The sequence below is a fragment of the Streptomyces sp. NPDC004266 genome, assembly GCF_042874095.1.
In the GTDB taxonomy this organism is placed as follows: Bacteria; Actinomycetota; Actinomycetes; order Streptomycetales; family Streptomycetaceae; genus Streptomyces.
Genome location: NZ_JBIAMM010000002.1, coordinates 302,358 through 313,716 on the forward strand (window position 1 = coordinate 302,358; position 11,359 = coordinate 313,716).

At 73.7% G+C, this 11,359-nt stretch carries 12 protein-coding genes; 10 read left to right on the forward strand and 2 right to left on the reverse strand.

What is annotated here, in order from left to right; translation table 11 throughout:
* Position 1 precedes the first annotated feature (1 nt).
* The 3 genes from ACFYUZ_RS06140 (at position 2) to ACFYUZ_RS06150 (ending at position 1,783) form a co-directional block, all read left to right on the forward strand.
* Positions 2-625, forward strand: coding sequence for an FMN reductase (locus tag ACFYUZ_RS06140; RefSeq protein WP_389306674.1), 624 nt, complete (start codon positions 2-4; stop codon positions 623-625).
* 83 nt (positions 626-708) lie between these two features.
* The gene (locus ACFYUZ_RS06145) at positions 709-1,080 is read left to right on the forward strand and encodes a VOC family protein (protein ID WP_389306675.1); all 372 of its coding nucleotides are present in this window, start codon (positions 709-711) and stop codon (positions 1,078-1,080) included.
* 166 nt (positions 1,081-1,246) lie between these two features.
* Entirely contained in the window at positions 1,247-1,783 is a 537-nt protein-coding gene (locus ACFYUZ_RS06150) for a hypothetical protein (RefSeq protein ID WP_389307020.1), read from the forward strand.
* On the opposite strand, the gene ACFYUZ_RS06155 is transcribed toward ACFYUZ_RS06150, so the two are convergent.
* The gene (locus ACFYUZ_RS06155; protein WP_389306676.1) at positions 1,780-2,184 is read right to left on the reverse strand and encodes a hypothetical protein; all 405 of its coding nucleotides are present in this window, start codon (positions 2,182-2,184) and stop codon (positions 1,780-1,782) included. The genes ACFYUZ_RS06150 and ACFYUZ_RS06155 overlap by 4 nt on opposite strands.
* Before the next feature lie 196 nt (positions 2,185-2,380).
* Between ACFYUZ_RS06155 and ACFYUZ_RS06160 the strand changes: the two genes are divergently transcribed.
* From ACFYUZ_RS06160 to ACFYUZ_RS06190, 7 genes are all read left to right on the forward strand, one after another.
* Positions 2,381-3,154: an alpha/beta fold hydrolase gene (locus ACFYUZ_RS06160; RefSeq protein WP_389306677.1), complete on the forward strand. Its 774-nt coding sequence runs from the start codon at positions 2,381-2,383 to the stop codon at positions 3,152-3,154.
* 37 nt (positions 3,155-3,191) lie between these two features.
* A complete protein-coding gene (locus ACFYUZ_RS06165) occupies positions 3,192-3,629 on the forward strand; it encodes a hypothetical protein (RefSeq protein ID WP_389306678.1) in 438 nt (145 codons plus the stop codon).
* Between the two features lie 11 nt (positions 3,630-3,640).
* Positions 3,641-4,066 (forward strand): hypothetical protein, encoded by a 426-nt coding sequence (locus tag ACFYUZ_RS06170; RefSeq protein WP_389306679.1) that lies wholly within the window; start codon positions 3,641-3,643, stop codon positions 4,064-4,066.
* A gap of 62 nt (positions 4,067-4,128) precedes the next feature.
* Positions 4,129-4,365: a DUF2630 family protein gene (locus ACFYUZ_RS06175; protein WP_123453390.1), complete on the forward strand. Its 237-nt coding sequence runs from the start codon at positions 4,129-4,131 to the stop codon at positions 4,363-4,365.
* Positions 4,366-4,537: 172 nt separating this feature from the next.
* On the forward strand, positions 4,538-6,484 hold the full coding sequence (locus tag ACFYUZ_RS06180; protein WP_389306680.1) for an FUSC family protein: 1,947 nt from the start codon (positions 4,538-4,540) through the stop codon (positions 6,482-6,484).
* Between the two features lie 196 nt (positions 6,485-6,680).
* Positions 6,681-8,156: an APC family permease gene (locus tag ACFYUZ_RS06185; RefSeq protein WP_389306681.1), complete on the forward strand. Its 1,476-nt coding sequence runs from the start codon at positions 6,681-6,683 to the stop codon at positions 8,154-8,156.
* A 61-nt stretch (positions 8,157-8,217) separates the two neighbouring features.
* A complete protein-coding gene (locus ACFYUZ_RS06190; RefSeq protein WP_389306682.1) occupies positions 8,218-9,207 on the forward strand; it encodes a hypothetical protein in 990 nt (329 codons plus the stop codon).
* 26 nt (positions 9,208-9,233) lie between these two features.
* Here ACFYUZ_RS06190 and ACFYUZ_RS06195 read toward each other — a convergent pair whose 3' ends face one another.
* Positions 9,234-11,285 (reverse strand): PhoX family protein, encoded by a 2,052-nt coding sequence (locus tag ACFYUZ_RS06195; protein WP_389306683.1) that lies wholly within the window; start codon positions 11,283-11,285, stop codon positions 9,234-9,236.
* Between the last annotated feature and the right edge of the window lie 74 nt (positions 11,286-11,359).

An 11,359-nucleotide genomic window follows, 5' to 3' on the forward strand; every position in this document is an offset into this window, starting at 1 on the left:
CATGCAGACCCTGAAGCTCGTCGCCGTGTCCGCCGGACTCAGCGCGCCCTCCTCCACCCGGCTCCTCGCCGACCGGCTGCTCCAGGCGGCCCGGTACCGGCTGGCCGAGCAGGAGTACGCCGTCGACGTCGAGGTCGTCGAACTGCGCGACCTGGCCGTCGACATCGCGAAGAACTTCGTGACGGGCTTCCCGTCGGCCGCGCTCCAGGAGGCGATCGACAAGGTCACCGGCGCGGACGGGGTCATCGCCGTGACCCCCGTCTTCACCGCCTCCTACAGCGGCCTCTTCAAGTCCTTCTTCGACCTCGTCGACCCGGCGGCGCTCACGGGGACCCCGGTCCTCATCGCCGCTACGGGCGGCACGGCCCGCCACTCCCTCGTCCTCGACCACGCCCTGCGGCCCCTCTTCGCCTACCTGCGGGCCCTCGTCGTCCCCACCGCGGTCTACGCGGCCTCGGAGGACTGGGGCACCGGCGGCGACGAGTACACGGAGGGCCTGCCGGCCCGGATCACCCGCGCGGGCAACGAGTTCGCGGACACGGTGGCGGCGAGGCCGGCGCGGCGCGCGGACGACGACGAGGTCGTCCCCTTCGAGAAGCAACTGGCGGACCTGCGCCTGGACTGACCGGTCCGGTGGCCGCACGGCGGCCCGGGAGGCCCCTCCCGGGCCGCCGTGCGGCTCACCACCGCCCGGCGCATGATGCCCCCATGGACATCAAGCTGGAACTGATCGGCGTCCCCGTCACCGACATCGACCGGGCCAAGGCCTTCTACGAACGGGTGGGCTTCCACGCCGACCACGACGTGACCGTCAGCGACGAGATCCGCTTCGTCCAGATGACCCCGCCCGGCTCGGCCTGCTCGATCGCCTTCGGCAAGGGCATCACCGAGATGACCCCGGGCTCCCTGGACAACATGCAGGTGGTCGTCGCCGACATCGAGAAGGCACACGCCGACCTCACCGCCCGGGGCATCGAGGTCAGCGAGATCGACGACCGGCCCTGGGGCTCCTTCGTCCACTTCGCCGACCCCGACGGCAACCGCTGGTCGGTCCAGCAGACCGCCCCGCGCGGCGGATGACCCCCGCTCGCGGTCGTACGGCCGCACCGTGACCGCGCGGGCACACCGGCCCCCGACGGGCGCGGCGCGGGCGCCGGAGGACGAGACCGCCTCCCCCGCGCGGCGGAGGCGGTCGGGCCCCGGGGCCGACGTGCCGGGGCGCGCCCGGGCGGACGCTGGACGCGTGATGAGGATCAGCGCCCTTCCCGGCGTGCCCCGTTGGGCCGCCGTCGCCGCCCACGCCGTCCCGCCGGCCGTCCTTCCGTCGGGCCTGTGGCGGCTCGCGCTCGCCGCGGGCCTCCCGGTGACCCTGGACGCGGCCGACGGCACGACAGGCCCCGGCGAGACCGTCTACGTCGTCTCCCTCAGCGTCGTGTCCGAGCTGCTGGCGTTCCTGACGCTCGGACTGGTCCGCCCCTGGGGCGAGGTGTTCCCCCGGTGGATGCCCTTCCTCGGCGGGCGCCCGGTGAACCCGGCCGCCGCGGCCGGAGCCGCCCTCGCCGGAGCGGCCGGGCTGTGCGCGATCGCCGCCTGGGGGGCCTACGCGGCGTACGCCGGTCTCGGCCCGGACATCCCGACCTCGCCGGCCCAGGAGGCCCTCCTCCTCGCCTGTTACGCGCCCCTCGTGGCCTGGCCGCCGCTGCTCGCGGCGGTGGCCGTGGCGTACCGCCGGCGCCGGGTGGTGGACCCGGCGCCGGCGGTACGCCCGACGGACGCCTCCTAGTACGGGGCGGGATGTCCCGTGGCGTCCTCGTGCGTGTAGAAGAGGTAGAACGCCGCGCCGCCCGAGACCACTCCCACGATGAGTCCCAGCAGCACCGACGAGTAGATGCTCGCGCCGGTGACGCTGTACAGGAAGCCGACGGCGATGCCGGCGAGGGCGCCCCAGGCGACGCCGCGGGCCTCGCGGGGCAGGGCGTGACCGTACCGCCTGAGGGCGTACAGGGCGACGGCGAGGACGACGGCGGAGACGAGGCCCAGCCAGAACTGTCCCCAGCTGAGCGCGCCGCCGTCGCGGGCGTTCACCTCCGCGTAGAACCCGTACAGGACGCCGATCGTGACCGGGAGTCCCCAACCGTGCGTGCTGACTCGGCGCCGAGCGGGCGCGGCTGCGTGTGCGGCCATGGCAGGAGCTCCTTCGTTTCCGGCCCCCCTGGTTCCCGGTTCCCGCACCCTCCAGGGCACACCCCCGCCCGGCGCCCCGCAAGTGGATCACGCCCCCCCGGCCGCCACCGCCGCCGGCCGGGCCGGGGCCGCTTCCCGCGCACCCTGCGCAAATACCTGATTGCACCGTGCAGTTGGAGCTGCCTAGCCTGCGGCCATGTCCACCTTCCACGAGGACCGGGGCACCGGCCCCGCTCTCCTCCTCGTCCACGGCCACCCCTTCGACCACACCATGTGGCAGCCGCAGATCGACCGCTTCTCCCGCACCCACCGCGTCATCGCCCCCGACCTGCGGGGCTACGGCGCCACACCCCTGGGCGCGACGACCGGCGCCACCGGTCTCGACGACTTCGCCGAGGACCTCGTCGCCCTCCTCGACGAACTCCGCGTCGACGACTGCGTCGTCGCCGGCCTCTCCATGGGCGGCCAGATCGCCATGGAGCTGGTCCGCCGCCACCCCGAGCGGGTCCGGGGCCTCGTCCTCGCCGACACCTTCCCGGCCGCCGAGACCGAGGACGGCAAGAAGGTCCGCAACGCCATGGCCGACCGGCTCCTGCGGGAGGGCATGCGCGGGTACGCCGACGAGGTGCTGGACCGGATGGTCGCCCCGTACAACACGCACGCCGCGCCGCACGTCCACCGCATGATGTGCGCCACCGACCCGGTCGCCGCGGCGGCCGCCCTGCGCGGCCGGGCCGAGCGCCGCGACCACCGGGAGACGCTCGCCGGCGTCACGGTCCCCGCACTCGTCGTCGTCGGCCGCGACGACACGTACACGCCCGTGGCGGACGCGGAGGAGATGCACGCCCTGCTCCCCCACTCGACGCTCACCGTGATCGAACGGGCCGCGCACCTGCCCAACCTGGAGCGGCCCGAGGAGTTCGACGCGGCCCTCGACGCCTTCCTTCGCTCACTCGTTCGGCCCAGCTGAAAGTTCGGAACCGTACGAACGCCCCGACGATGGGGCCATGAGCCAGAACACCACCCCGCGCAAGGCGGGCACCCAGCCGGGCGCAGCCGGATCCTGGGCCTCCGGCGGCACCCTCTTCGCCGGCGTCCTCATGCTGGTCACCGGCTTCATGGACGTCTTCCAGGGCATCGCCGGCATCGCCGAGGACGACGTCTACACCCGCATCGGCGACTACGTCTTCAAGTTCGACCTCACCACCTGGGGATGGATCCACCTGATCCTCGGCGTCATCGTCGCCATCACCGGCGTCGGCATCCTCAAGGGCGCCGAGTGGGGCCGGGTCGCCGGCATCTCGCTGGCCTCCCTCAACATCCTCTTCCAGTTCCTCTTCCTGCCCTACCAGCCGTGGTGGGCGCTCTTCTCCATGGCCATCTCGATCTTCGTGATCTGGGCGCTGGCGACGGACAAGGCGTACGGCCCGGACGAGCCGTTCTGAGACGCCGGCCCATGAAACGAGGAACCGGAACCGTCCTCGCCGCCGCCACGCTCCTCGCCCTCACCGGCTGCGACACCGCCAAGGACAAGGCCGGCGAGATCGTCTCCTCCGCCACCGCGGCCGTCGCCTCGGCCGCCCAGGAGAAGATGAACCAGGTCAAGGACGGGGTGAACGCCACCGGTGACGTACGCGCCGGGGCCACGCGCACCGACGGGGACCGCACGGTCGCCGAGATCACCGCGACCAACCCCGAGGACAAGAACGCCGACTACACGATCCTGGTCGACTTCCGCGACGGCGAAGGCAATCTGCTCGACGCCGTCGTCCTGAACATCGACGGCGTCGAACCGGGAAAGTCCAAGACCGGTACGGCCCGCAGCAACCGGACCCTCTCGGGCGAGACGAAGGCGGAGGTCTCACAGGCGCTGCGCCACTGAGACGCCCGGCCGCCCCTCGCCTCGACCTGCGCACCCGGCGCCGATCCGCCACGCTGGAAGGCATGGACAACGACGAGATCCTGGACGACATCGGCGCCCTCGTCGAGGAGGAGCGCGCCCTGCGGCAGCGCACCGGCGGGCTCCTCCCCGAGGAACGCACCCGTCTCGCGGAGCTCGAGGTACGCCTCGACCAGTGCTGGGACCTGCTGCGGCAGCGGCGCGCGAAGGCGGAATTCGGGGAGGACCCGGACACGGCGGCCCTCCGCCCGGCGGCGGAGGTCGAGTCCTACCGCAACTGACGGACCTCCCCCGCGAGCCGCGCCGGGCCGGGCGGTGGCCCCCCCCCGTGTGGGCAATCGTCCCGCTGGGCGGGACGGGTGGGCACACGGGACGGCGCCCTTGAGCGGCGCCTCCGCGTTCCGCGCCTGGACCCGCACCCGACGGAGTGGGGACGCGGCGTACGTTGGTCGCATGGCTCGGCCCGTACGGATCACCCCACCCGCCTGGCTCACCGCCGGCCTGAAGCCGGCCCCCGCGCCGATCCCCTGGGCCGCCGTCGCCCGGGCCTCCGTCGCGCTGTCCGTACCGCTCGCCGTCGGCCTGGCGGCGGGGCAGCCGGCGTACGGGGCGCTGGTCTCGATGGGCGCGCTCTCCGGCGTGATCGGCGACACCGCCGACGCCTACCGGATGCGGGTCTTCAACATCGCGGTGCCGCAGGCGCTCGGCGCCCTGGGGGTCACCCTGGGGACCCTCGTCTTCGGGGAGGGCTGGCTCGCCGTCGCCGTCCTGACGCTCGTCGCCCTGGTCTCGGGGATGATCTCCTCGATCGGCGCGGTCGCCTCCGTCTCCGGCCTGCTCCTGCTGCTCAACGCGGTCGTCGGCGCCGGTCTGCCGATGCCCGACCCGTGGTGGAAGGCGCCCGTCCTCCTCGGCCTCGGCGGGCTGTTCGTCCTCGCCCTCACGCTCCTCGGCTGGCCGATGCGCCGCGCCGCCCCCGAGCGGGAGGCCGTGGCGGCGACGTACCGGACCGTCGCCGAGCTGTACGAGGCGACCGGCACGGCCGCGTACGACGAGAAGCGGCAGGCCGTCACCGCCTCCCTCAACCAGTCGTACGACCTGGTCCTCGCCCGCCGGGCCCGCCAGCACGGCCGCGCCGCCCCGCTCGTGCGGATCCTTGCCCAGCTCAACGTGGTCGTCCCGCTCGTCGAGGCCGCGGCCGCCGCGCATCTGAGGGCCCGGCTGATCGGCCCCCTGCCCCCGGCGGTCCCGGCGGCGGTGCGGCAGCTGGCGGACGCCGTCGAGGAGGGCCGCACGGGCGCCCCCGCCCTGGACCTGCCCGTGCCCGAGCGGCCGGCGGAGAGGGCCGTCGACCACGCCCTGCGGCACGCGGCGGCCGTCGTCCACGAGTCGGACCCCGACCCGTACGACGTCGACGACCGCCTCGGCCGCCCCGCCACGCTCCGGATCCGGGCCCGCCGGACGGCCCGCGCGGCCCTGCTCTCCGAGGCGTCCTGGCGGTACGGCCTGCGGCTGGCGCTCTGCATCGGCCTCGCGCAGGCCCTGGTCTCGCTGATCCCCGTGCCCCGCTCGTACTGGGTGGCGCTCACCGTCACGTTCGTCATGAAGCCCGACTTCGGCTCGGTCTTCTCGCGGGCCGTGCTCCGCGCCGCCGGCACGGCCGCCGGGCTGGTCCTGGCCGCCCTGGTCCTGTCCGAGGTGCCGCGCGGCTGGTGGGACGTGCCGGTGATGACGGTGCTCGCGGCGCTCATCCCGGCCTTCTCCGCGAAGGGGTACGCCTTCCAGACCGCGGCCATCACCCCGGTCATCCTGCTGCTCTCCGACACGCTCAACCACCAGGGCTTCGACCTCGTCCTGCCCCGGCTGTACGACTCGCTCATCGGCTGCGGGATCGCGCTGGTCGCCGGTTATCTGCTCTGGCCGGAGTCCTGGCACTCCCGGATCGGGGACCGGCTCGCGGACGCGGTCGCGGACACCGCCGCGTACGTGACCTGCGCGTTCGACGGATCCGGTCCGGACCAGGGCGGGCGGCTGCGGGCCCGCCGGAAGCTCTACCGGGACCTGTCGGCCGTCCGCTCGGAGTTCCAGCGGGCCCTGACCGAGCCGCCGCCGACGGGTGCCCGGGCCGCCGCCTGGTGGCCGCTCGTCGTCGCCGTGGAGCGGATCGTGGACGCCACGACCGCCGCCCGGATCCGGGTGAACCACGGCGCCGCCGCGCCCGACCCCGCGGAGGTCGCCGCCGTCGAGCGGGAGTTGCGGGAACTCGCGGACGGACTGCGCGGCACGGACACCCTCGTGGAGGTCCGCGCGGAGCTCCCCGGCGACGAGAACGGAGTCCTGGCGCCGCTCCGCCAGGAGGTCGGCGCGGCCCGCGCCATCGCCGGTCCCGACCTGCGGTGAACCCTCCTCGGGGGGCGTACGGGAGAACTTACCGGCGGTCACGGAACGGAACCCTCCCCACCACCGTTACCGGAAGCCACCCGGGCGACTACGATGCGCTCGATTCACCGTGATCCGCGCCCGCCGCCGCCGGCAACCGGCCCGGCGGACGGGCCACCCAGCCCTGCCTCAGCCCCCGCGCCCCCGAGGACCCGCCATGCGCACCACCACGAACAGAGGGCTCCAGCCCAACGTCCTCGGTACCTTCGACACGATCGTGATGGCCGTCGCCGGCAGCGCCCCCGCCTATTCGCTGGCCGCGACCACCGCCGTCCTCTTCGGCGCGGTCGGCCTCGCCGGGCCCGCCGCGCTGCTCTACTGCGCGATACCGATGCTCGGCATCGTCATCGCGTACGCCCGCCTCGGCCGCATCGACGTCAACGCCGGCGCCGGGTACTCCTGGGTGGGCCGCACCCTCCACCCCTTCCTCGGCTTCCTCTCCGGCTGGGCGCTCGTCTTCGCCGCCACCGTGTTCATGGTGGCCGGTTCGCTGCCCGCCGGCTCCCTCACGCTCTCCCTGATCGACCAGGACCTCGCCGCGAACACCCCGCTCGCCGCGGCCGTCGGCGCCGGCTGGTTCCTGATGATGCTGCTCGTCGTCCTGGGCGGCGCCCGGCTCACCGTACGGGCGCAGCTCGTGATGTCCGGCGTCGAGATGCTGATCCTGCTCGCCTTCGTCCTGGCCGCGGTCGCGCACCGGGGCCGGGCCACCGCCTTCGACTGGTCCTGGTTCGCCCTCGACCACTTCCACGGGGCGGACACCTTCGCCGCCGGGGCGCTGATCGCCGCGTTCTACTACTGGGGCTGGGACGTCACCAGCAACCTCAGCGAGGAGACCCGCGACAGCCGCCGCACCGCCGGGCTCGCCGCGCTCGTCGGCGTCGGCTTCGTCTTCCTCCTCTTCGAGGCCTTCACCGTCGCCGTCAACGTGCTGCTGAGCGCCGAGGAGATCCGGGCCGCCGGACCCAACGTCCTCGCCGTCCTCGGCCAGGAGATCTGGCCCGGCGTCGGCGGCAGACTGCTCGTCGTGGCCGTCCTGCTGTCCACGGTCGCCACCCTGGAGACCACGCTCCTCCAGGTCACGCGCTCGCTCTTCGCGATGGGCCGCGACCGGACCCTGCCGGCCGCGCTCGGACTCGTGCACCGCCGCTGGAACACCCCGTGGGTCGCGATCGCCGCCGTCGGCGCCGCCGCCCTCCTGATGTTCTGCGCGGCCGCGGCCGCGGGATCGGTGCAGCGGATCCTCAGCGACGCCGTCGCCGCGATCGGCCTCCAGATCGCCTTCTACTACGGCCTGGCGGGCATCGCCGCCGTCGTCGCGTACAAGGCGGTCCTGTTCCGCTCCGTACGGAACCTGGTCCTCGGCGGCCTCTGGCCGCTGTTCGGCTCCGCGTTCATGCTCTGGGCCTTCGTCGAGTCCCTCGGCGAACTCTCCACGACCGCCCTCACCATCGGCCTGGGCGGACTGCTCCTCGGGGTGGTCCCGCTCCTCGTGTACTGGCGGAAGGGCAGCGACTACTACCGACCGGCCCGCCTCGACGCGGTCCGCGCGCTCGCCGCGGCCGAGGGCTCGACCCCGGCCACCCGCCCGCGCACGGGAGCCCGCGACAAGGGCTACGCGACGGACTTCTGACCCGCACGCACCTCCGCGAACAGCGACTTCTGACGGCAGCCGAACCCGAAGGAGGCCCCCGATGGCCGTACGCCGCCGCTCCGCGCGCCCGGCGCGACCGGAGCGCTTCGCGCCCGACTTCGACCCGGACTTCGGGGACCGGGCGCTCACCGAGGCGCGCCACGACATCGTCATCGGCCGCTGGCAGGGCGTACGGGACCTGCTCGCCGCCACCGGTACGGACTGGGCGCGCCGCACCCACCGGCTGCGGCTCCTCTCGCACGCCGCCGCCGGCAGCTCCACCGTCGAGACCTGGCGGGCCGCCGAGCCCGGCAACCCCGACGCCGCCGTGCTGCGGGCCGCGACCCAGGTGGTCCGGGTCTTCGACGCCGCCATCGCGGCCGGCCGGGGCGCCACCGTCGACCGGGGCCGGATCGACGCCGCCGTCGACGCCTGCCGGAGCGCGGCCGAGGCCGCGCCGGCCGACCCGATGCCCTGGGTGTCGCTGCTCTCGGTGGCCCGGCTGTACGAGGGCGGGGTGCCGCGCCGTGAACTGCGCCACTGGTTCGACGAGTTGCGGCGCCGCGACCCGTACAACACCGAGGGTCACATCCAGGTGCTCCGCTACTGGTCGGCGCGGTGGCACGGCACGCACGGCAGCATGTACGACTTCGCCCGCGACGCGGCCGGCGTGGCACCGCCCGGCTCGCCGCTGCCGGTCCTGGTGCAGGTGGCCCGGGTCGAGGAGTACCGGTACATCGCGGACGGGGCGCTCGGCCGGGGGCCGGTGCGCGGCTTCGACCAGCACTGGAAGCACGAACTGGCGGTGACCGAGCTGCGCCGCACCCACGCGCGCTGGATCGGCGGGCGGGACCCGGAGCGCCCGGTGGCACCGGAAGAGGTCGGGGACCTCAACTTCCTTGCTCACGCGGCCTGTTACGCCGGTCAGGTGGAGATCGCCCGGGAGCTGATGGGGCTCCTCGGCACGCGGGCGGCATGGGTGCCGTGGTCGTACACGGGCGACCCGGAGGAGCAGTTCACCAGGTTCAGGGAGGGCCTGGGAGTGGGGTGACCCCCCTCCCAGGCCCGGAGGACTTCCTAGACGCCGATGTCGCTGCCGTCCTTGCGCCAGACGGAGACGACCGCCGGGCGGACGATCTTCCCCGGCCCGTCGGGCCAGGTGGAGGCGGGCTTCTCGACGGAGGCTCCGTCGACCTCTCCCGGGTGCTGCACGGAGACGAGGACGCGGCGGTCCTGGACGAGCGGGCCGCAGGTCTCGGCGCCGGTGGGCACGGTCAGGAACTGCTTGAGCTCACCGCGCCGCTCGCCGCGCGTGGCGACGCCGAACAGGCCGTCGTGCGAGCCGAGCTGGTTGCCGTCGGTGGAGATCCACAGGTTGCCGTGCGGGTCGAAGGCGACGTTGTCCGGGCAGGAGATCGGGGAGACCTTCTCCTTGGGGAAGCCGGCGAAGTAGGTGGCCGGGTCGGTGGGGTCGCCGGCGACGAGGAACAGCCGCCAGGCGAAGCCGTCGCTCGACGGGTCGTCCCAGTGCTCGGAGAGCTCCAGGATGTGGCCGTGCTTGTTGACGTTGCGCGGGTTGGCCTCGTCGGCGGGGGCGTTGCCGGTGGTGCCGCGCTTGGAGTTGTTGGTGAGCGCGACGTAGACGCGGCCGCTGCGCGGGGACGGCTCGACGTCCTCGGGACGGTCCATCTTCGTCGCGCCGACCTTGTCACCGGCGAGACGGGTGAAGACGTACACCTCCTCGGCGGTCATGCCGGGGACGTGCGAGACGGCACCGTCGGGGCCGGCCGTGGCGAGCGGGATCCACACGCCGGAACCGTCGAACTCGCCGTCGGAGGGCAGCTTGCCGCTGCCGTCGACCTCGCCGGCGGGCGAGTCGCCGGTGAACCGGGCGACGTACAGGGTGCCCTCGTCGAGGAGGGTGAGGTTGTGCTCGTGGGCGGAGCGGGAGGAGCCCTTCTTCATCCGCTTGGACGAGACGAACTTGTAGAGGTAGTCGAACCGCTCGTCGTCGCCCATGTAGACGACCGGACGGCCGTCCTCGGTGAGCCGGGGCTGCGCGGCCTCGTGCTTGAAGCGGCCGAGCGCGGTGCGCTTGCGGGGCGTGGACTCCGGGTCGTACGGGTCGAGCTCGACGACCCAGCCGAAGCGGTGCACCTCGTTGGGCTCCTGCTTGAGGTCGAAGCGCTTGTCGAAGCGCTCCCACTTCCGCTCGGAGGCGCCGGTGCCGACGCCGTACCGCTTGTCGGTGGCGCTCGACCCGTTGGCGAAGTACTGGTTGATGTTCTCCTCGCCGTGGAGCGTGGTGCCCCACGGGGTGGTGCCGCCGGAGCAGTTGTTGAGCGTGCCGAGGACGGTGCGGCCGTCCGGGTCGGCGGAGGTCCTGACGAGGCGGCTGCCGGCCGCCGGGCCGGTGAGCTCGAACTCGCTGGTGGCGGTCAGACGCCGGTTGAGCCGGTGCCGGGTGACGGCGGTGAGCTTGCCGGTGCGGTGCTCCTCCTGAACCACGACGACGCCGAGGCCGTGCGCGGCCCAGGCGATCTCGACCTGCTCGCGGGTCGGGTTCTCGGGGTCGTACCCCCGGAACATCAGCACCTCGTCGGTGTACTCGTGGTTGGCGACGAGGACCTGGCGGTGCGGCTCGTGGCGCAGCGGCAGCAGGGAGAGGAAGTCGTTGTTGTAGCCGAACTGGCCGGCCTGCGCCTTCGCGGTCTGGTTCTCGGAGTCGAAGGCGGGCGCGCCGCGGAGGATGGGCTCGCCCCAGCGGATGACCACGTTCTGCTCGTACCCGGAGGGGACGGTGACCTGGTCGGCGGTGTTGGGCGCGACGGGCGCGAAGCGCAGGCCGCGGGCGCCGTCGACCGGCTTCTGCGGCTGGGCGGCGGCGGCCTCGGGGGCGTTCCCGACGGTCACGGCCCCGCCGACGGCGGAGGCGACGGTCACGACGGCGGCGGCGCGCAGCGCGGAACGGCGGGAGAGCGCGCCGGCTATGACGTCGCCGACGTACTCGTTGTCGCTGGTGTTGGGCACCTCGTGGAAGCAGGCGTCACCGCAGCGGAACCGGCAGGTGAGGGCGGAACGCCCGCCTCCGTGCGGGTTCGTGCTCAGCAGCGGCAGCAGTTTGCGCACTTCGTCCTCCTCCGGCGCAGACCGCGCCGACATGGTGTCGGGATTGCTTCGGCGGCGACGCTATGTGCGTAGAT

Excerpts from the sequence above, each read along its gene's own strand:
- ACFYUZ_RS06190 (WP_389306682.1), top strand. The coding sequence starts at position 8,218 with ATGGCCGTACGCCGCCGCTCCGCGCGCCCGGCGCGACCGGAGCGCTTC.
- ACFYUZ_RS06140 (WP_389306674.1), top strand. The coding sequence starts at position 2 with ATGCAGACCCTGAAGCTCGTCGCCGTGTCCGCCGGACTCAGCGCGCCC.
- ACFYUZ_RS06180 (WP_389306680.1), top strand. The coding sequence starts at position 4,538 with ATGGCTCGGCCCGTACGGATCACCCCACCCGCCTGGCTCACCGCCGGC.
- ACFYUZ_RS06145 (WP_389306675.1), top strand. The coding sequence starts at position 709 with ATGGACATCAAGCTGGAACTGATCGGCGTCCCCGTCACCGACATCGAC.
- ACFYUZ_RS06150 (WP_389307020.1), top strand. The coding sequence starts at position 1,247 with ATGAGGATCAGCGCCCTTCCCGGCGTGCCCCGTTGGGCCGCCGTCGCC.
- ACFYUZ_RS06160 (WP_389306677.1), top strand. The coding sequence starts at position 2,381 with ATGTCCACCTTCCACGAGGACCGGGGCACCGGCCCCGCTCTCCTCCTC.
- ACFYUZ_RS06170 (WP_389306679.1), top strand. The coding sequence starts at position 3,641 with ATGAAACGAGGAACCGGAACCGTCCTCGCCGCCGCCACGCTCCTCGCC.
- ACFYUZ_RS06165 (WP_389306678.1), top strand. The coding sequence starts at position 3,192 with ATGAGCCAGAACACCACCCCGCGCAAGGCGGGCACCCAGCCGGGCGCA.
- ACFYUZ_RS06155 (WP_389306676.1), bottom strand. The coding sequence starts at position 2,184 with ATGGCCGCACACGCAGCCGCGCCCGCTCGGCGCCGAGTCAGCACGCAC.
- ACFYUZ_RS06185 (WP_389306681.1), top strand. The coding sequence starts at position 6,681 with ATGCGCACCACCACGAACAGAGGGCTCCAGCCCAACGTCCTCGGTACC.
- ACFYUZ_RS06175 (WP_123453390.1), top strand. The coding sequence starts at position 4,129 with ATGGACAACGACGAGATCCTGGACGACATCGGCGCCCTCGTCGAGGAG.